Source organism: Ignavibacteria bacterium (assembly GCA_025612375.1).
In the GTDB taxonomy this organism is placed as follows: domain Bacteria; phylum Bacteroidota; class Ignavibacteria; order Ignavibacteriales; family SURF-24; genus JAAXKN01.
Genome location: JAAXKN010000006.1, coordinates 74,525 through 94,901, shown reverse-complemented (window position 1 = coordinate 94,901; position 20,377 = coordinate 74,525). Strand labels below are relative to the sequence as shown.

At 45.3% G+C, this 20,377-nt stretch carries 11 protein-coding genes; 7 read left to right on the top strand and 4 right to left on the bottom strand.

The genetic code is table 11. The features are described from left to right. Positions 1 to 5 precede the first annotated feature (5 nt). The 4 genes from HF312_06255 to HF312_06240 form a co-directional block, all read right to left on the bottom strand. Positions 6 to 443 carry a response regulator gene (locus tag HF312_06255; protein MCU7519803.1) on the bottom strand — a complete coding sequence of 146 codons (438 nt, stop codon included), beginning with the start codon at positions 441 to 443 and terminating at the stop codon, positions 6 to 8. A 236-nt stretch (positions 444 to 679) separates the two neighbouring features. Continuing rightward, positions 680 to 1,312 carry a response regulator transcription factor gene (locus tag HF312_06250; protein MCU7519802.1) on the bottom strand — a complete coding sequence of 211 codons (633 nt, stop codon included), beginning with the start codon at positions 1,310 to 1,312 and terminating at the stop codon, positions 680 to 682. Then, the gene (locus HF312_06245; GenBank protein ID MCU7519801.1) at positions 1,309 to 3,285 is read right to left on the bottom strand and encodes a PAS domain S-box protein; all 1,977 of its coding nucleotides are present in this window, start codon (positions 3,283 to 3,285) and stop codon (positions 1,309 to 1,311) included. Before HF312_06245 ends, HF312_06250 begins: the two co-directional genes overlap by 4 nt. Positions 3,286 to 3,673: 388 nt before the next feature. Then, the gene (locus HF312_06240; protein MCU7519800.1) at positions 3,674 to 5,080 is read right to left on the bottom strand and encodes a M28 family peptidase; all 1,407 of its coding nucleotides are present in this window, start codon (positions 5,078 to 5,080) and stop codon (positions 3,674 to 3,676) included. Positions 5,081 to 5,419: 339 nt separating this feature from the next. Between HF312_06240 and HF312_06235 the strand changes: the two genes are divergently transcribed. The 7 genes from HF312_06235 (at position 5,420) to HF312_06205 (ending at position 20,180) form a co-directional block, all read left to right on the top strand. Continuing rightward, complete coding sequence (locus tag HF312_06235) at positions 5,420 to 7,555, top strand: T9SS type A sorting domain-containing protein (GenBank protein MCU7519799.1); 2,136 nt, start codon at positions 5,420 to 5,422, stop codon at positions 7,553 to 7,555. Positions 7,556 to 7,644: 89 nt separating this feature from the next. Continuing rightward, positions 7,645 to 10,323 (top strand): TonB-dependent receptor, encoded by a 2,679-nt coding sequence (locus tag HF312_06230; protein ID MCU7519798.1) that lies wholly within the window; start codon positions 7,645 to 7,647, stop codon positions 10,321 to 10,323. Beyond that, on the top strand, positions 10,320 to 11,510 hold the full coding sequence (locus HF312_06225) for a DUF4876 domain-containing protein (GenBank protein MCU7519797.1): 1,191 nt from the start codon (positions 10,320 to 10,322) through the stop codon (positions 11,508 to 11,510). Before HF312_06230 ends, HF312_06225 begins: the two co-directional genes overlap by 4 nt. Before the next feature lie 15 nt (positions 11,511 to 11,525). Then, positions 11,526 to 13,052, top strand: a complete 1,527-nt coding sequence (locus tag HF312_06220) for a hypothetical protein (protein ID MCU7519796.1) — start codon at positions 11,526 to 11,528, stop codon at positions 13,050 to 13,052. Between the two features lie 76 nt (positions 13,053 to 13,128). Continuing rightward, entirely contained in the window at positions 13,129 to 15,339 is a 2,211-nt protein-coding gene (locus HF312_06215; protein MCU7519795.1) for a T9SS type A sorting domain-containing protein, read from the top strand. Between the two features lie 64 nt (positions 15,340 to 15,403). Beyond that, entirely contained in the window at positions 15,404 to 17,623 is a 2,220-nt protein-coding gene (locus HF312_06210; protein ID MCU7519794.1) for a HEAT repeat domain-containing protein, read from the top strand. A gap of 334 nt (positions 17,624 to 17,957) precedes the next feature. Then, on the top strand, positions 17,958 to 20,180 hold the full coding sequence (locus HF312_06205; protein MCU7519793.1) for a HEAT repeat domain-containing protein: 2,223 nt from the start codon (positions 17,958 to 17,960) through the stop codon (positions 20,178 to 20,180). Positions 20,181 to 20,377 lie beyond the last annotated feature (197 nt).

Genomic DNA, 20,377 nt, shown 5'->3' with positions numbered 1-20,377 from the left:
GTTTGTTAGTCCTGGTGAGATGCCAGATTCTTAAAGATATCCAGCACTTTATGAAATTCGTTGGACTTGTCGAAAAAGTAATCCGCCCCGGCTTCCATGCAGATCTTCCTGTACTGGGGGAAGGGGTAGTTTGTAAGTACAATGATAATGGCAGAGCTATTCAGCTGTCTGACTTTCTTTAATACATCAATACCGCTGCCGCCGGGCATGCAGATATCCAGTATGACCGCATTAGGCCTGAGCTGATTTATCTTTTCGATTGAATCTTGTACGTTCGCAGCTTCTCCAATCAGACTTATGCCGTCAATATCAGCAATCATATTAGCCAAGCGGACACGAACAACAGGTGAATCATCCGAAATAAAAACGTTTAATTTATCTGTCTTTACATTGTAACGTGACGTAGAAAAAGTCCCTGAACCTATCATTAAGTTATTAATCATTTTTCGGTTTAGTTAAACTGCATTCAATTCTGAAATTAATTATTACTGAAGGTGCCCTTTATTATATAATAAGTGATGCCGGTCAAAATTTCAATGGGGGCAAACCTCTATATTAATATAGAGAAATTTCTCCCTGCCTGAAATCGGAAAAAAACTGAATAAATTGTCAGTCTTTGGCCAATAATCAGGTAAGTATAAGACCTACAAGACTGAGCCTGAAAACCTGGATTCCGGAGCTATTCAACGAGTTTATTCTGAATAGCATAGTAGGTCAGTTCCGCGTTGGTCTTCATTTTCATTTTTTCCAGGAGTCTGGCCCTGTAGGTGCTGATGGTCTTAACGCTCAGGGCGAGTTCATCAGCGATCTGTTTAGCCGTTCTTCCGGAAGCAATAAGGCGCATTACCTGGTATTCCCTGTCCGAAAGAGTGTCGTGCAGGGGCCCTTCGGCTTTTCTTTCAATATCGGCGGCCAGGATTTCGGCCAGCTGCTGGTTGACGTATTTGCCGCCATCCATAACCTTATTGATTGCCTTAATGAGTTCCTCGGGCGCGCTGTCCTTTGTCAGGTAGCCAGAGGCTCCGGCTTTAATGGAGCGGAGTGCAAACTGGTCCTCTGAATGCATGGTGAGCACCAGGACCGGCAGGCGTGGTTTTGTTTTCTTAATTTCCTTCAATATATCGAGCCCGCTCATTCCGGGCATTGAAATGTCCAGTATAACAACATCCCAGTCTTCCTTATCCAGCATATCAAGGACCACCTGGCCGTTTTCAGCCTCGCCGCAGGTGCATTTGCCTTTGCCTTCAAAGATTATCTGTTTTAGACCCTGCCTTACAATAGCATGGTCGTCGCCAATTAAAATTTTTATCATACTGCTCCCCCTTTATCTTTTAAATCTCCGACAGGTATTGTAACCGTTACAGTGGTACCCTTGCCCGGCGTACCCTTAATTGAGAACTCGCCGCCTAAAAGATAAGCTCTTTCGCGCATTCCAAGGAGTCCAAAAGACTTTGTATTTAAGATTTCCTCTTCTGTAATGCCCCTTCCGTTGTCTTTAATTGCGAGTATAATATTGCCGCTTTCGTGCACGAGGCTGATCTCAATCTTAGTTGCAGAGGCATGGCGGGCAATATTTGTGAGGGTTTCCTGGAAAATCCTGAACAGTGCCGTAGAGAAGTTCTGATCGAGCTCCAGTTCCTTAGGCATTGCAACAATCCTGCACGCAATGCCTGTCCTGTTCTGGAATTCCTGCGCCTGCCATTCAATGGCTGCCGAGATTCCAAGGTAATCCAGCACTCCCGGCCTGAGTTCAGAGGAGATCTTGCGGACAGACTTAATTGTAGCGTTTATGAGAGAATACATTGCGTTAATTTTTTCAGTAACAGCTTCTGCCGGCTGTCCTTCAGCCTGTAGTTTCTTATCCAGCCAAGAAAGGTCCATCTTGAGGCCGGTAAGCGCCTGTCCGAGCTCGTCATGGATTTCCCTTGAGATCCTTGTGCGCTCTTCTTCCCTGGCCGACTGAGTATGGGCCGAAAGGCGTCTAAGCTGCTCGCGTGAGTTTTTGAGCTGGAACTCGGCGGTCTGTATCTTCTGGTATGCAATTGCGTTCTGGATTGCCGTTGAAGCCAGCTGTGCAAGGGCAACAAGCTTTTCCTTATCGGCCTCGGTAAAGTTCATGTCGTTTTTCTTATTATAGACCGAAAGGAACCCGATCACATCACCCTGTGAGTTTAGTATTGAAACATATGCTCCTGATTTAATAGAAAACCTGTCGCGGATTTCAGGGAGAATGATGGGGTCTTTTAACGCGTTATTTGTAATATAAGGGCTCTTATTAACGATCAGCCTTCCTGCAATACCCATGCCCGGTGTCCAGCAGTATTCAAAATCCTGTGCTACCCCGTTAAAGAAAAACTTTTTACATACCATGCCTTCGGCCGTCTTAAGCCCGGCGCAGCCGCTCTCGGAGTCGGAAAGCTTAAGGGCCTCCTCTACCAGTGCCTCAACGAGCAGATCCACATTCAGCGTGGAGTTCAGTTTCTTGCTGATGCTTAAGAGCGTATGGATTGTATTTTCGGCGTCTTTACGCTGTGTAATATCTCTTGAGTTTACGACAACTCCTCTTACCGAAGGGTTATGCAGCATATTTCTCATCATGCTTTCAATAGAGTGCCATTTGAATTCCTTGTCCCTGACGCGGAACTCAACTGAAGAGGTGCTCTCGGGAGTTTTGACGACCTTGCCGAAGACCTTGATCAGCCTGGTTATGTCTTCAGGATGCGTAAACCGGATAAGGTTTTTCCCGATAAGTTCTCCGGGTTTATAGCCCAGCATTTTCTCTACCGAGGGGCTTACATACTGGAAGACCCCTTCCTCATCAAAAATTGATTTAACGTCGAGTGAGTTTTCAATGAGTGACCTGAAATAGATCTCCCCGTCGGGTATTGGTCTTTCAGGTTCTTTTTCTGTTAAAAATATATTGCCTGACAAATAGATTAGCCCTTCTTCGCTTGAACGTGAAATAATCCAGGAAACCATTCTGTAATGGCCGCTTCTGTTACGGAGTCTCATCTCTGTCTTAACGGGAAAATTTATATCCGGACTCATGAGGATGCTCTTCATCAGTTCAATATCGCCGCTGTGCAGGAGTTCGAAAAAGTTGCTTTCGAGCAGCTCTTTTTCAGTATAGCCGAGTGTCTTCTGCCAGGCCGGATTAACTCTCTTAATAAGGCCCTCTGAATTGCAAAGGCAAAGGAGCTCCTGCGACAAATTGAAAAAATGGTCCGAAGACTGAAGTACCAGAGGCAGATCAATATCAGTTTTTCTTTTGGAAGTCCTGTTCATTTTATTTATGCAAGTTATGTGAAAACTAAATCATCCGGGCCCTGTCTCTAAAACAAAAGTGTTCCCGGTGAAGTATCAGCCTTAAGGCCAGATGCTCTGAAAATGCCTGTATAGTCTTTCAATATTTATTTTTCAGAGCCACGGCTCCAGAAAGCTACATATGATATACGAAAGGAATCCTTAAATATCAACTGCATTAGAAATTCAGTAAATGTTAAAGAATTTTTTATTAAAGTCCAAATTATTTTTTCTGAATATTTTTTTCTTTTTCAGGGGCTGAAATGAAAGCTTAAGAGGAAGGGAAAACGAACAAAAAAAACGGCTCAGTGAATTGCCGCAGGGCAGTCCGGCTGAGCCGCAGTAAGAGTTATCATCTCAGGACAAAAGATCAGTTATTGTAGATCCACTCTTTCTGGCGTTTTAATCTTTCATCCAGATGAAACTTTCTGAAGAGGTCGGCCATCTGCCGGCTGTTCTTGTGCCCTTCGGAAAGCCTGGTATAATTAGCAAGTTCATGAAGCATAATCGATACAACGGCTGAGGCTTCAGAAAGCTGTTTTTTATTTACCTTGTCGAAATCATCCCCCGATGTATGATAGTATTTTACGGATTCCTCATCCAGGTGACCCATCACAGAGAAAGCCGGTATACCCTTAAACATAAAAGGTATGTGGTCGCTGTTGGTATAAGGCACGCTTGCAACGCCCGAGGAGAGGTCGAAGCCGTTAAGGGAGTTCCTAAGGTTTTCAAAGAAGCCTTTGAATTCATCAAAGCCCATGCAGTTAAAGCCCCTGGGAGAACCTGTCATATCCATATTGATCATTGCAGCAATCGGTTCAGCCGAATGCATTTCGGCATATTTCTTTGAGCCCCAGAGTCCTAGCTCTTCGCCGTTAAACCATACAAAGTCGATTGAGTAATAATTATCCGCAGAGAAAGTGTTCATCAGGCGGGCCACGTCAAGTAAAATTGCCGAACCCTGCCCGTTATCAACCGCTCCCTGGCTGATGTCCCACGAGTCGAAGTGGGCTCCTATGACGATCTTATCTTTGACTTTGCCGGGAAGCGAAAATATAATGTTTGCCGTTTCAACTTCCCTGCAGTAAGAGTTGGTTGTAATTTTAACTTCAGGATTTTTCCCCTCTGTGACAAGTCTTTTAAGCCACATTCCCTCTTCATAGGTGAGGCTGTAGGCTGGAACAGGGGTGTTAGTGCCCTGGAAGTTTCCGGTTCCGGCAAGGTTATACATGCCCGGGTGTTCACAAATAAAAAGAATAGCTTTTGCCCCGTGGCGTGAGGCTATATCGATTGCCTCATATCTTAAAAGGGGCTCTTTGCCTTTCGGGGCTTCCGAGGTTACGAGGGCTATTTTATTATTCACGTCAATTCCGGAATAGTCTTCATCAAAGCCGAAGCCTGCGTAGGCTACACCTGCGGCAAAAGCCGGGTGTGAATTAACGTATCCCAAAGCTATAGCCTGGAGCTTCCTGTTAAGAGGGCTTGTTATTTGGACCTCATCGTCGCCTCTAAACCAGCCCGGGACCTTAAAAGACTCACTGCGGGCACTTATGCCAAGCGACTTAAGTTCGCCTGTTAAAATTTGCATGGCTTTTTCATTGGCCTCAGAGCCAATGAGTCTTCCGCCTGCCATATCGCAAATATTGCGGAACGCCTCATATGAACGGTTTTCCAGGAATGCTGACCCCGTAATTTCAGACCAGGTTTTATTTACCTGGCATTTCAAAGTAGAAAGAAGAAGTAGCAGAGATAAAAAAGAAAATAATATTTTTTTCATTTAATTGAGTCCGGATTAGTATAAATATCAAAAAAAATAATATGTCACGGGAAAATAAGTAAATATTCTGAGTTTGTAAATTTTTATGGATAAAGCATTTAGGTAAAAGACAGCTTGTCTTAAATATGCTTTTTTATTTGAGCAGGGCAGAAGAGAAAGAAGTATAGTACTTTTCCTTCCTATATGTGTAATAACAATAGGGAAAGCAGGCGTATTTGTTTTGCATAAGCGATTTTTAACAGTCTTTCACGCTTTTCAGGCCGGGTACGTGAAGACTCATTTTTAGCAGGCTTTCCCTTTTCCGGCATAAATGTTAACTAAATTGGGAGAGTAATGCAGATGAAAAAATTCTACACCTTGTTCTTACTGATTATGATTTCTGCTCTGGCGAATGCACAGACTTACAACTGGGAGTGGCAGAATCCTAAACCTCACGGCAATGACGTGAATGATGTTAAATATTTGGGCTCCGATAAGGTAATTGCAGTTGCCGGCGCAGGCATTGTGCAGAAAAGTGTCGATGGCGGCCTTAACTGGGATGTCATTAAGGCAGACACCGTATCCAGGGATATACTTTCTGTTTATTTCTGGGATCAAAACAATGGAATAATCTGCGGAAACGCTGGTCTTTTGATGCAGACCAAAGACGCAGGAAAGACATGGAGCTATCTGGATTCCAAAGTTGCGGAGGACCTCTATGACGTTAAGTTCATGGATTCCGATACAGGCTATGTCGTAGGCGGCAAAGGAACCGTACTTAAGACAAAAGACGGAGGAAAAACCTGGACTTCCACTAATACCGGAACAGGTACCAACTATAAAGTATTCATTGTTAACGCAAAAGATGTTTTCATAGCAAACGGTACAACAGGCAAAAAGCTGATGAAATCAAATGACTACGGCACAACATGGGTAAATTCTGCTCCTACAGGCCTTACAAACAATGTTTACTCGGTTACATTCACCGATTCAGCAACAGGCTTTATGGGCACCTCGAACAACGATATCTATAAGTCAGTTGACGGCGGTGCAACATGGACAAAGCAGGGCGGTGCTGCAACAAGCATAAATATCAATGATATCCTCTTTACAAGTAAAGCAACCGGATATGCCGTTGACGCCAAAGGCAGCGTATTTGCAACCTCTGATTCGGGAAAGACATGGACTTCTACAAAGATTCCTCTGCAGAAGTTCAATGCTGTTGACGGCGATACAAACGCAATCTTCATTGCCGGTACAGCAGGAACTATTCTTAAAAGCGCCGACAAGGGCAAGACCTGGAACGCAAAGTATACAGCAATTACACAGCAGTATCTGCGTCAGGTTACATTTGTTGATGACAATACAGGATATGCCTGCGGCGGGTCTGCCGTAGCAGCTGACAGCCTCGGCTTTATACTTAAGACCACGGACGGCGGAAAGAACTGGGGCGTGCTTTCAGACCAGTTCAAAGTACAGCTCTACAGTTTTGCAATTGTTACACCTGACGTCTGGTGTGCTGTTGGTGCCGGTAACGGACTCTTCCGCTCTATCGATGCAGGAAAGAACTGGACAAAGGTTACAAGCCCTGTTACAGGCGTTGCAACAATGGTATTCTATTCAGTAGCCTTTGGAGGCAAAGATACGGGCTATGCAGTCGGCAACTCAGGCAAGATGGTAAAAACCATTGACGGCGGCCAGACATGGACGAACCTTACAAACAATGCCGGAACAAACACAATATGGGATCTGGCTGTATTTGATTCAAAGACCGTAATCTTCAGCGCGCTTGCCGGTAAGGTTTCAAAAACCACAGACGGCGGAACAACCTGGGAAGCACTGGTTCCAAACGTTGCAGGCGGCTTGTTTGCACTCAAATTCAAGGATGCATCTACCGGTTACGTTGCAGGAGGAAGCAAAGCTCTTGCAAGAACAACTGACGGCGGAAAAACCTGGACTGCAGTCAGCCTGCCATCAAGCATTGCAAGTTCAGCCGCTATATGGGGAATTGCATTCGGTAAGACAACAGAATGGGTAGTAACTGGAAACGGCGACGTCTGCTATTCAGCCGACAGCGGTAAAACATGGCAGGTTTCTGAAGGAATGACAACTTCAACTCTGAGTGACATTACAGCATATGGTGATAACATCTGGACTGTTGGAAACAACGGCATAATACTGCACGCAAAGGTACAGACCTCAGCTGTTGAGACTGAAAAGTCACAGGTTGCAAAGGACTTTGCTCTTTCACAGAATTATCCGAACCCATTCAACCCAAGCACTGTCATCAGATATTCAATTCCATCTGAAGCAATGGTAAGCCTGAAGGTTTACAACGTTCTTGGAAAGGAAGTTGCCAGCCTTGTAAATGAAAACCAGGCCCGCGGCACTTATTCAGTAAAATTTGACGCTTCAAAGCTCTCAAGCGGTATTTATTTCTATGAGCTGAGAGCAGGCAGCCAGATTGAAACAAAGAAGATGCTTCTCATAAAGTAATCTGTTTTAATTATTATTAAATGCGGAGGTACGGCTTTTGCCGCATGCTCCGCATTTTTTCTATATAATAGACGGTAGAAAAATCCCCTATGTATAAACTCATTTCAATAATATCTTTACTCCTTTCGCTTACAGTTGCCATACCTGCCCAGAGCGGCTTTACAATTTTAAAGGGAAAAGTTACCGATGAAAAAGGCGAGGCACTTTCATTTGCCAGCGTAGTGTTAAAGGAGACCAATAACGGCTCTGTTACAGATAATAACGGAAGCTACTCTATTCTTGCAAAAGCGGGCACTTACACGCTTGAAGTGTCATTTGTGGGATATGAAAAAATTACAGAAAAAGTTACGCTTGGCGGAAGAACAGTAGTGAAAAACTTCCGCATTAAGAGCACCTCGTTTTTAATCGGCGGCATCGAGGTGGTGGCGAACAACGAATTCATACCCGTCACTCCCGAGACAAAGACAACAGTTTCCTCAGGCGAAATTGAGCACATACAGGCAGCTAGCCTGAACGACGTGATGAAACTGACGCCGGGCGTGGAAACCACCAACCCCACACTAAACAGCGTTGAGAAGGCTTCAATAAGGGGCGGCGACGCACTTGGAACACAGATTGTTTTAGACGGCGTGCCGGTTACAAATAACGCAAACATGCAGGTGGGAATCGGATACTCGACGGCAAACAGCGGAATAGATTTAAGATCCATCCCGGCAGAAAATATAAAAGAAGTTGAAATTATCCGCGGCATTCCATCTGCACAGTATGGCGACCTTGCAGACGGGCTGATGATAGTAAAAACAAGGAGCACTGCCGAGCCATTCCGCGCCAAGTATAAATATAACCCACAGATAAACGAGCTTAATTTCAGCGGCGGACTTCCCTGGGGCAGCTGGATTTTTAACGGGAATATGAACCTTGCTTCCTCGGACAGGGATGTCAGAATTGAAGGCGACGGATACACCAGGATTGCAGCTCAGGTTTCTGCCGAAAGGGAAACCGGGGAATTCAGCATTAAAAATATTATTTACCTCACGCGCTCAATTGACGAAATGAAGGAAAAGCCGGAATACGCCTCGCGCGAGGCATGGTATAACAGGGACCTTAATCTTAAATATACAGGCAGCTTCAGCCGCAGCTTCAACTCCTTCAGCAGCTTTAGCCTGAATATGTCTGCCTCTTACACCAGGCAGAACTCGCATAACCAGGCCGTAGTCTCACGCGACAACGCTGTAATTACAGACAGGACTTTTGAAGGAACGGGAGCGGGCCGGATAGTCTTCGGTTCATACCTGGGGGAAAAATGGATTAAGGGTGACGTCTGGAACCTTTACGCGGATGCAAATTATAATTTCCGTTTCTTTACCGATGACCTCCTCCACAGCTGGGTTGCAGGCATTAACTGGAGAGACGATTTTAATAAGGGTGAAGGGATCATTTTCAATCCCTTGTTCCCGCCTTCAGCTACAATACCCGCTCCAAGACTCAGGCGCTACGACGAGCTTCCGCAATACAATATAGTAAGCCTTTACGCCGAGGACAGGATAACAGGAAGGCTCTTTAAGCCTTTTACTCTTCAGCTGGGACTGCGCTACGAGGTCTACCGCCCGAACGGGTTTAACATAAAGGGGCTTATTGGTAAGGGGGACCTGATTGAATCCTTTAACGGGAGTTTCCCAAATCCCAGAATTAACTTTTCAATGAGTCTTTCTGAAGACATGCAGATCCGCCTTAGCTACGGAGTAACTTCAAAGGCACCTCCCATGGGGATGATATTTGCGCAGGACAAGTATTACGACATCGTTGATACGGTTTCCGTTGTAAACCCGGCTTATGCCGACAGCAACTTTTCTCTTATTTCAACCTATATCCGCCCTCAGGCAAACGAATACCTGAAGGGATATACACAGAAAAAGTATGAGGCAAGCCTGGATGAGCAGTTCTCCTTCGGCGGCTTTACCCTGACGGGATACTTTAACAACTCAAAGAATATGTTCCAGAGCCTGAACGCGCCAACGGTATTCTATAAGAAGTCATATCCTTCGTGGCCCGATCAGTCTCAAAGCTTTATCAAGGATTCGGTTCTGGAGAGCTATTCATCTTATCAGAACAATGGCTGGGAAAGGGTAAAGGGGCTTGAGCTTTCGTTCCGCAGCAGGAAAATTCCCGTAATTAATACTGTCTTTAAGTTTGACGCCTCATACAGCTATGAGGAAAACGGGAGCACAAACGGGTATTACTTCTCAACTCCCCGTTTCAGCAGCGCTCTTGGAATAAGGGTCGTTCCGATGTATAACGACGTTGAGGAGTTCAATAAAAGACTCCTTTTGAACTACCGCTTTGAGATACAGACAAAGACGCTCGGCATGTGGATCACGCTTCACATTCAGCAGCTTGCAGTTGACATAAACGGAAGACGGAATTTTGAGGACACGCTTGCCGTAGGTTACTACACACAGAAAGGCGAGCTCCAGAGAATTCCTTCAGGTGAAAGAGATAACCCCAAATACACAGAGCTAAGGCGCAGCATTGAGTCCTTTGAGCTGAATAATGAGGACCGCCCGAACAAGTGGCTCTTAAACGTAAAGGTCAGCAAGTCGTTGTGGGAAGGAGCCTCGGTCTCTTTCTTTGTGAACAATTTCCTTAACAATCAGCCATTATATAAAAGCCGCAGGCGTTCACCGGACTATCCTTCGTACGAAAGAAGAAATCCGGACATTTACTACGGCATTGAATTCAGTTCGGCCCTTGGAGGTATTACAAAATGAAACTGACTGTAAAAAGATTATTTACCGTACTGGCTTTAACTTCGGCACTCTTTTCATCCGGCTGCGACAAGCTGATTGATACGGAAGACAAACCCTCATCTTTAGAAAGGGGGACAGAGTTTAAGATTGTGCTCGTGGATTCAAGCGGATATATGCAGAAGCTCTACGGCACCGACAGGGTAGCTAATGCCGAAGTGACTCTGAAATCGAACTCGCTTGGAACGACTTATACTGCCACATCAGACGGCGAAGGCGTTGTAAGCATAAAAGGGTTCATTTCGGATGAATACCACATTTCCGTTGTAAGGCAAATGAGCCCGGAGGAGATGGAACAGGTTACGGGCAATAAGGCAGGCGGCTACAGGCTGATAAATAAAAAAGCCGGAACAATCAGCCTTATGGCCGATTCTCCAGAACCAAAGACAGTCTGCCTAAGCCCCGTCTTTAGCGGATCAGCGCTGTTAATAAGCGAGATATATTCCTGCGGGCCATCGGGCGCGGGGAATTATTATCACGACAAGTACCTGGAGATATTCAATCAGAGTGATTCTACGGTATACCTGGATAAGGTAATGGTAGCCCTGGTCTTCAGCAGCAGCTCTTACGGCCTGAACTATGTGAACGATCCCTCTTATGTCCACAGCACGTCCATCTGGATGTTCCCGGGCACGGGGAAGGACTATCCGATAAGGCCGGGAGAGTTTATTGTGTGTGCTGAGGACGCAATGGACCACAGGACAAACGCACCAAATTCTGTAGATCTGTCGCACGCGGACTTCGAGTTTTATAAAGATGACGCCCCGGACGTGGATAACCCCGCTGTACCGAACATGATAAGAATATTCCAGAACACCGGTAACGACTGGTTAATGGGCGGTGAGTTGGGAGGCGTAGTAATAGCCCGCATGGAGGCTAAAGATCTTAAGACTTACGACAACCAGATGCTTATTCCCTATTCGGCAGTGCTTGACGGGGTGGAATATATGAAGGATCCCTCGAAGCTGGATAAGAAAATTCTGAACCGTTCGATAGACGCCGGGACTACGGGAGGAATACAGTTCTACACCGGCAAATCGATGGAAAGAATCATGATGACTGTTCCGGGCGCATTAAAGCTTCTGGATAACAACAACTCATCGCTTGATTTCAGGGTATTAAGCCACCCTACACCCAAGTCACATTATTAAGAGCGGTATATCAAGATGAAGAAAACTAAAAATATAATACTCATGTGCATTCTGATGGCCTCAGGAGCCTCAAACGCACAGGAACTCTACAGGCCCGGACGGTTTTTCAGCACCATTTTTGAGGCCGGACGAAGCGTTAACTCATATTACACCGGGCAGAACCCTGCCTTCCTGAAGTGGGAAAATGAAAACAAAGAACAACTCTTGTCCGTAGAGTCGTCATACCTTAACAAAGATGGCGACTTCAGAAGGTTTGTCGATCCTGCCCAGGAGAGGCTCTATCAGCTGATGGCCACAGGCAGAAAGGATATAGATTCCTTCCAGACTTTCAAGGGAAGCTTCGGCTTCCAGAGGCAGGAGCGGAGGAACTGGAGCTGGCTTGCGACAAAGGATTATTCAACAGACAACCCCTTCCTTTTTGGCGACAGCACTACGGGCGACACACATTATAACGGCATCATAATGAATGCACAGTATGCCGCACAGCTGTGGAAGACAATCCTGGCCGGCTTTGAATTAAATTATGGGGTGGATCAGGGCTTAAAGGAGGTGGCGCCAAGGCCAACCTCAGCACACCGCGACATCATGATCAAGCTCGGCCTGGGCTGCCGCATAACTGATGAACTGACGGTGGGCGCTATGGGAAAAATCTACGACAACAACGAAGAAGTGAGCTATAAAGAAGATGAGGGTGCCGTCTCAAAGGAAATTCTGCTCCTTAAGTTTAAGGGTTACGATTACCCCTTTGTAAATAAAAAGAAGACAGAGGAGCGCTACTCATATCAGAACGGCGCCTTTGGATACCTTACGGCCTCTTTCATAAAAGAAGGCTTTGCGGCATCTGCATACTTTGGCACCGGCCTTGAACAGATAACCCTGAAGGATGACGCACTTGATCCGCAGAGGCAGGGATACTGGAAAAACAGCTCATATGAAGGTGCCATTCAGTCATTCCTTTCACTAAGTGAAAGATTAAGCCTGGGGCTTTACTACAGTTTCAAAACTGAAAGCATGTGGGCCAGGCACCCGTCCTTCAGTGTCCTTATGATGGAGAACAGTATTCCAAGGCATTATGCCGCATCAGGACTTCAGTACATATTAAACCCAAATGTCACACTCGGGCTTGAGGGTGGAATTGAAAAGCTGTCGTATGACTATAAAGATTACTACAGCGCCTTAAGCTGGGGCGTAAAAGGAGTTGAGGCGTTTGCCTCGGCCGGCTGCAGCATAAGGTGGAACAGCCTGATAAGCACATTTACTGCCTACAGCTTCAGCAACTATGGGGCAAATGACATTAAGCTCTCAATAGCGGAACCCACAGCTTATTACACAGATTTCAGGATCAGGGACATTGCCTCTTACCAGGCTGACTTTCAGCAGCACCGTGCAACGTTAAGGCTTAGTGTTGAACCAGGCCTCTGGGGCATAATAAACCTTAATCTTTTCTACAGCAGCAGAAAGGCTGCAAGTGAAAGTTTATTCAGCGGCCTTAAAAGAAACGACTTTACTTCCAGCCTGGAGCTGAGGCTTAAGGTTTATTGAGCTTAAGATTTAATGAGCTTAAGGTTTACTGAGTTTGAAACAAAAACTATAAACAGGTTAAATTGCCGGAGACAAAATGAAAAAATACTTTCTTATTATAGCTCTTCTTCTTTCGGCTTCAACGTTCCGGGCGCAGACCTGGAAGGTGGTGTCAGGGCCGGATTTGAAACAGGCTGTAAGCGACATATTCTTTGTGTCTGAGACGGAAGGCTGGATGTCGGCCGATTCAGGCGTCGTATATCATACTACAAACGGCGGCACCGACTGGGCCGTCCAGCAGACAAACACTAAAAAAAATCTAAAGAAAATTCTGTTCCTGGATAAAAACACAGGATGGATCGGCACCGCAGAAGGCAGCATCCTCAAGACTACAGACGGCGGCGGTTCATGGACTGAAAGCATTTTTGCCGGACTTGTACCAAACATCAAGTTTACGTACTTCGATGCCTTGTGCTTTACAAGCTCTGCAAGAGGCCACATTGTTGCAGGAAAGGACAAGGCTATGTACCTTTTCCTTACTACAGACGGCGGGCTTAGCTGGACAAAGGAGGACTCGCTAGTCTCAACAGTCTCGCAGAGGTGGTACGACGTTTCTTTTTACGATGAGAACAACGGCGTAATTGCAGGAGATAAAAAAGACAAGATTAAATACACTACAGACGGCGGGAAGACGTGGAACCTGTCCCCCATTACAGACAATATGTTCGGAGTAATTAAGTCGGTACGGTGGCTGAGCTCAAAAGAGGTCCTTTTGATGGGTGAAGGGAACGATTTTACCGGCCTTCCTGCACCGGTCTATAAGTCTTTAGACGGGGGAAAGACCTGGGTTAAAAAGACTACAGGTTCATATGACAGGGTAAAGGATTCATACTTCAAGAATTCCACCGAGGGAATATGCGTGGGCAGCAACGGATTCAGCAAAATGTTCTTAATGAAAACAGCTGACGGAGGGGAAACATGGAGCCCTGCAATGGGCAGCTTTTCCGTGAGCCTTCAGGCCGTTACAGGCTTTAACAATGTGGTTTACGCCATAGGAACAGAAAACCACATCTTTAAGTCCACAGACCTTGGCTCAACGTGGAGCATTCTTCCGATGAAGGCTTCAACTGCAATTTACTCAATCCAGTTTACAGGCGGCAAGGGCTTTGCCTTAAGCCGTTCAAGCGACATTTTTACAAATGACGACGGAAAGGGAAACCTCTGGAATTTCACATCATCTGCCGGGGTATGGGAAGGGTACTCAATGGCATTTACCAGTTCAAGCACGGGCTTTGTCCTTAAAGATAACAGGCACATTGTTAAGACCACCGATGGGGGTAAAAGCTGGAATCCGGTGCTGGAAGCTGTAGCCTTTAATGCCAAAAATAAAATTGGCGGAATTACGTTTCCTGATGCCTCGACCGGCTACGCATGGGTGAGCATAAATGATTACTCGGAATATCATATCCTAAAGTCTGCCGACGCCGGCAATACATGGAATGAGATCCTTACAATTCCGGGACCCGGATACATCGGAGGGGGCATTGCTTTTTTTGACGCCTCAACGGGAGTTATTGCGGGCCCGAAAGGATGGATGATAAGGACAACCAATGGCGGAGATAAGTGGGATACGGTTAAGGTCAGCAATGCACCCGCAGGACTTGAGACCTCGGGCTTTAAGGAGCTCTGCGTAGTTAACCAGAATGCCTGGGCTATCAGCGAAAAGGCGATTTACTATTCTTCTGACAAGGGTGCTACATGGAACTATATAGACCATGGAATCAAGAATATAGATACAACTTTTTATACACTTGCATTCCGCAGCGACGGAACCGGATACGTAACATGTTATGACGGAACGGTCCTTAAGACTTCGGATTCAGGCAAAAGCTGGCAGTTGGATGAGAGCCTGAAGGGCAAGTATCACTTTTATTCGTCTGCTTTTGATGAAAACGGAAAAATATATTTCGGGACCTCAAACGGGCAGATCATTTCTTCCACTGAAGGCGGGGTGGGAGTAAGAGAAAATAGTAACGTAAGCCCAAATGGATTTATGCTTGAGCAGAATTACCCGAACCCTTTTAACCCGGTTACTTCAATAAGGTTTACAATTCCTGAAGGAGGCCTTGTAAGGCTTACGGTCTACGACATGCTGGGGCGCGAAGTAAGCGTACCGGTAGATCAGTTCCTGAAAGCAGGCACACAGCTGGTAAGCTTTAACGCGCAGGGGCTCTCAAGCGGAGTTTATTATTACCAGTTAAAAGCTGGAGCCTTTACACAAACAAAAAAAATGACAGTTTTGAAATAGTTTTACACGAACTTTTTATTCAAACGTATTAAATATACAACACTAATTATTTCCCGGAATATAAATGAAATTACGTTTTATTGTCCTAACTTTGATCTTATCCGCATTCTGCACACGCGCAGAAGTGACAATTAAAAAACCGATTAAGAAGAATCCTACCTCGTTTGCAATTATTGTAGATAAGGCGACTTATGAGAAAACCGCAGGTGCAGTTGACACCTACAGGGATGCGGTGGAAAACGACGGCCTTTCGGCATACATTCTTATTAGCAACTGGAAAAGTCCCGATGAAATCCGTTCCGAGATACTGAAACTTTACCACAGCAAGTCTCCTTTAGAGGGGATTGTCTTAATTGGCGACGTACCGATTCCGATGGTAAGAAACGCCCAGCACATGACTTCAGCCTTCAAGCTGGATGAAAATGCGGCAATGTTCAAGTCTTCTGTTCCAACGGACAGGTTTTATGACGACTTTGACCTGAAGTTTAACTATATAAGTCATGATACTGTGCACAAGCTCTGCTATTACTACTCACTTGCACCTGACTCACCGCAGAGGGTGGATAAGGATATCTACAGCGGGCGCATTAAGGCTCCGGTGGAGGATGATTCGAAATATGAAATAATTAAAAACTACCTCTTAAGGGTTTCTGAAGAGAAGAAAAAGCAGAATAAGCTGGACAACATGCTGGTTTTTACGGGTCACGGCTACAACTCACAGGCACAGACAGCATGGAGCGATGAGAACCTGGCCTTGAGGGAACAGCTGCCCGCGCTTTACAACAATACCGGGGGGAGGCTCAAGAAGCTCAATTTCAGCATGAGCACACAGATGAAAGAGATTATCCTCTCAGAGCTCCAGAAGCCGGAGCTTGATATGGCTGTCTTCCATGCGCATGGTGAAATTGACAGGCAGTACCTGATAGATTATCCAAATCCCGGGAACCCGGCAGGACAGATAGAATCAGTAAAGCTTTATTTAAGGAGCAAACTCAGGTCGGCCAAAAGAAGAAAGATGTCACTGGATGAGGCGAAAAAATACTTTGTTAAGCAGTATAACGTACCTGTGGAATGGATGGAAGATGCCTTTGCAGATTCTGTTGTGAAGGCGGATTCACTCCTCGACTACAGCCTGGACATTCACGCCGAGGACGCAAGGCAAATTGCTCCTGGGGCAGAACTGGTGATTTTTGACGAGTGCTTTAACGGCTCATTCCACCACAGCCCATATATTGCCGGGGAATATGTATTTGGCAAAGGGCAGACAGTTGCAGGAATTGCAAATACAACAAACGCACTGCAGGACCAGTGGATAGATTCTTTCATGGGGCTTTTAGGCTACGGCCTCAGGTTCGGGCAGTGGCACAGGATGGATAACCTACTGGAAAGCCACCTGATAGGGGATCCCACTTTTCATTACACCCCGGCTTATGAGGGGGACCTGAACCGACTTATTGTCTTAAATTCCAGGGACGTAAGATTCTGGCAAAAAATGGCAAAAAGCGAGGACATTAACCTCCGCTCACTAGGTATCTATATGACCTTCAAGTGCCTGGGTGCAAAGTTTGAAAAAGAACTGGTAAGCATTTACAAAACAGATCCTTCGTTTAACGTAAGAATGCACGCTCTTGAATATCTTTCAATACTTAATACCAAGGCCTTTGAGGACGTGGTAAAGATCTCAATTAACGATCCTTATGAGCTGATAAGAAGGATTACGGCAGAATGGATGGGTAAGATTGGTAAGGAGGAGTACATACCTTTAATGGTCAGACAGATGTTTGACGATGAATCTGAAAGGGTATCCTACAATGTAAAGTCGACGGTCGTCTATATTGATCCTCTCCTTGCCTATAATGAATGTATAAAGTACATAGACAGCCTGCCGGCAACGGTGGACAAGGAAAAAATGAAGAATGGGATAAAAATTTCCATCTTAAATTCGGAAAAGTGGCTGAATGAGGAATTGATTCCTAATGTAAAAAGTGATACTTTAGCAGCCAAGCAAAAGCTGAAAGAGATTAGGACGTTCAGGAATTATAATTTTATACAGGCGCTGCCGGTCTTGATTGAAATTGCAAAAGATGGAAAAGAGCCCAAAGAGATCAGGAAAGCTATACTGGAAGCTCTGGGCTGGTATGCGATGGCCTACAACAGAGATATAATTATAAAAGCCTGCGATGAGCTGATAAAGAGAGAAGATTCGCCGATTGAGGTAAAAGAAGAGGCATTGAGGACTAAAAACAGGCTGCTTGAGGGCTACAGCAATACAATCACTTCCTGAAAAAGAATTTTTTACAGAGATCCCTGAAGCACAATTAAATAACTCACTATTACTTCGTTCGCTGCACCGGAACCCGTTTTTAACGGGTTCCGGGCATTATAAAATACTTCCCCGGACTTTCCTAAAGCAGAGCTAATCTCGAAATATTGTGCATTAAGTAAACAATTGTGCAATATTAGCCAATAAAAATTCAACAAATAAAACCGAATATCCTTTTATGAGTTAAAATCGAGCTTTTGTCATATGGCACTCCAGTTGCGGTCTTTACAGAGTAATGATGTTTAATTATTAGCCGTATTGATATTTGATGATAAGACCAGGTAGAAAAGAGAAGATGAAGATAAGTTTATTGTTTATCATTTTGTTAGTTGGAAATGTGCTTCTTTACGGAAGGCTCGACATTAAAAAGCCGACAAAGGAACATGGTACTTCCTTTGCAATTATTGTTGATGAGGAGACATACAGCAGGACAAAAGATGCCATTCTGGCCTACCGCGATGCCGTTGAGGATGACGGACTTTCTACTTACGTTCTGGTAGACGACTGGAAGAGCCCTGACGAAATTAAAGAAGAGATCCTGAAGCTCTATAACCAGAAGCCGCAGTTAGAAGGCGTTGTCTTTATAGGTGACATTCCCATTCCTATGCTCAGGAATGCCGAACATCTTACTTCTTCGTTCAAATACGAGAACAATTCTTCGGAATATTATTATTCTTCGGTGCCTTCGGACCGTTTTTACGACGATTTTAACCTGAAATTCCAGTTCCTGCACAAGGACAGTGAGCATCCGCTCTGCTTTTATTATTCCCTTACGCCGGATTCTCCGCAGAAGGTAAACAAGACCATCTACAGCGCCCGTATAAAGCCTTCAGTGGACGACGAGAGCAAGTATACGCTCATTAATCAGTATCTGCAGCGCGTTGTAAAACAGAAAAAAGAGCAGAATAAGCTGGATAACATGCTCGTCTATACAGGCTATAGATATTTCTCAGAATCTCTGAGCGCCTGGGGTGACGAACAGCTTTCATTAAGAGAGGAATTCCCGCAGGTATTCAAGACGGGCGGCAGGCTCAAGAAATTAAACCACACCATGAGCCCTTATATGAAAGGGATACTCCTTAGCGAAATTCAGGATCCGAAGCTTGACTTTGCAATATTCCATGCTCATGGCGATGATAACCTGCAGAGCCTTATAGATTATCCCAGGTCAAATGACATTGATGACAACATCGACAACATTAAGCTCAACTTAAGAAAAGAGCTGCGCGATGCGCGCAAGAGCGGCGAAAATGTGGATGAAAAGAAGCAGGACCTGAAAGGCGACTACAATGTGCCCGACAGCTGGTTCGACGGAGCGTTTGACCCCAGGGTTGCTGCAGCCGACTCAATGCGCGAGCGCAAGATGACGATCTATGGTGACGATATAAGAAGGATCTCTCCGCAGGCAAAACTTATACTTTTTGACGAATGCTATAATGGCGCTTTCCATACAAGCCCTTATCTTGCAGGCGAGTACGTATTTGGTTACGGCGCAACAATTGCAGGCATAGCAAACAGCACTACCACGCTTCAGGACCAGTGGGCAGAGGAATTCTCAGGCGTGCTCAACTACGGCACAAGAGTAGGCCTCTGGCACAAGATGAACAATGTGTTGGAAAATCACCTTTTTGGCGATCCGACGTTCCATTTTACTACAATCGATCCCAGAGTCAACCTGAACAGTATGCTCACTCAGGGAGTCAGTGACACGGCATCATGGGAAAGGATGAGGTACGCCGAGGAGCCTTCACTCCGCGCACTTGCACTTAAGATGCTCTTTAAGATCAGGGGTGCTTCCTATGAGACAGAGCTTTTAAGCGCCTACAGGACAGACGAGTCCTTTAACGTACGTCTCCAGGCATTGACCGCACTGGCAGAGCTGAATACCCCGTCTTTCCAGGGCGTTCTAAAAGAGTCGATTCAGGATCCTTTTGAATTTATAAGGCGCGTTTCAGCCGTCTGGATGGGAAAAGTCGGCAACCGCGATTACCTGACTATTATGGCAAAGCAGCTTGTAACGGATGAGTCGGAAAGGGTTATTTTCGACCTGAAGAAGTCGATAGCTTTTATTGATCCTGTTGCAGGCTATGAAGAGCTGGAAAAATCTTTAAGTCAGATGCCGGATGCGGCTGACAAGGAAAATTTAAGGGAAATGATGAAGGGATCGATCCTGAATTCAAGCGACCATCTGAATAAGGAGCTGCTCCCTAATATTAAGAACGATTCTTTAAGGATCAGGAAGAAAGTAAAGGAGATAGAGTCTTTGAGAGTATACAATTACATACAGGCGGTACCTGAACTTTTACAGCTGGCACAGAACAGCAGGGAAGATGTGGCAATAAGGGTAGCCACGCTGGAGGCCCTGGGCTGGTATTCACTTTCAAACAACAGGGATGCGATCTTAAAAGCTTGCGACGAGATTATGAGCATGGGTGATACGCCACAGCAGGTTAAAGATGAGGCTCTAAGAACAAAAAACAGAATTAAGGAAGGCTTCAACAATCCCGTAACCTCATGAGACTTATTTTATAAGTTTGCAGATAAACTTTCAACAATGCCGGATCTTCTGATAAAGAAGTATCCGGCTTTTTATTTTCAGTCTGCAGCTAGAAACCACGGCTGCATAATTGGACCGGGGTGAGTAACCTTAATTCGCCCATATTTATACTCTTCCCTTTGAGGAAAAAGAGGGAAAAGGGATTTGATTGTATCGGA

Excerpts from the sequence above, each read along its gene's own strand:
- HF312_06255 (MCU7519803.1), bottom strand. The coding sequence starts at position 443 with ATGATTAATAACTTAATGATAGGTTCAGGGACTTTTTCTACGTCACGT.
- HF312_06250 (MCU7519802.1), bottom strand. The coding sequence starts at position 1,312 with ATGATAAAAATTTTAATTGGCGACGACCATGCTATTGTAAGGCAGGGT.
- HF312_06245 (MCU7519801.1), bottom strand. The coding sequence starts at position 3,285 with ATGAACAGGACTTCCAAAAGAAAAACTGATATTGATCTGCCTCTGGTA.
- HF312_06240 (MCU7519800.1), bottom strand. The coding sequence starts at position 5,080 with ATGAAAAAAATATTATTTTCTTTTTTATCTCTGCTACTTCTTCTTTCT.
- HF312_06235 (MCU7519799.1), top strand. The coding sequence starts at position 5,420 with ATGAAAAAATTCTACACCTTGTTCTTACTGATTATGATTTCTGCTCTG.
- HF312_06230 (MCU7519798.1), top strand. The coding sequence starts at position 7,645 with ATGTATAAACTCATTTCAATAATATCTTTACTCCTTTCGCTTACAGTT.
- HF312_06225 (MCU7519797.1), top strand. The coding sequence starts at position 10,320 with ATGAAACTGACTGTAAAAAGATTATTTACCGTACTGGCTTTAACTTCG.
- HF312_06220 (MCU7519796.1), top strand. The coding sequence starts at position 11,526 with ATGAAGAAAACTAAAAATATAATACTCATGTGCATTCTGATGGCCTCA.
- HF312_06215 (MCU7519795.1), top strand. The coding sequence starts at position 13,129 with ATGAAAAAATACTTTCTTATTATAGCTCTTCTTCTTTCGGCTTCAACG.
- HF312_06210 (MCU7519794.1), top strand. The coding sequence starts at position 15,404 with ATGAAATTACGTTTTATTGTCCTAACTTTGATCTTATCCGCATTCTGC.
- HF312_06205 (MCU7519793.1), top strand. The coding sequence starts at position 17,958 with ATGAAGATAAGTTTATTGTTTATCATTTTGTTAGTTGGAAATGTGCTT.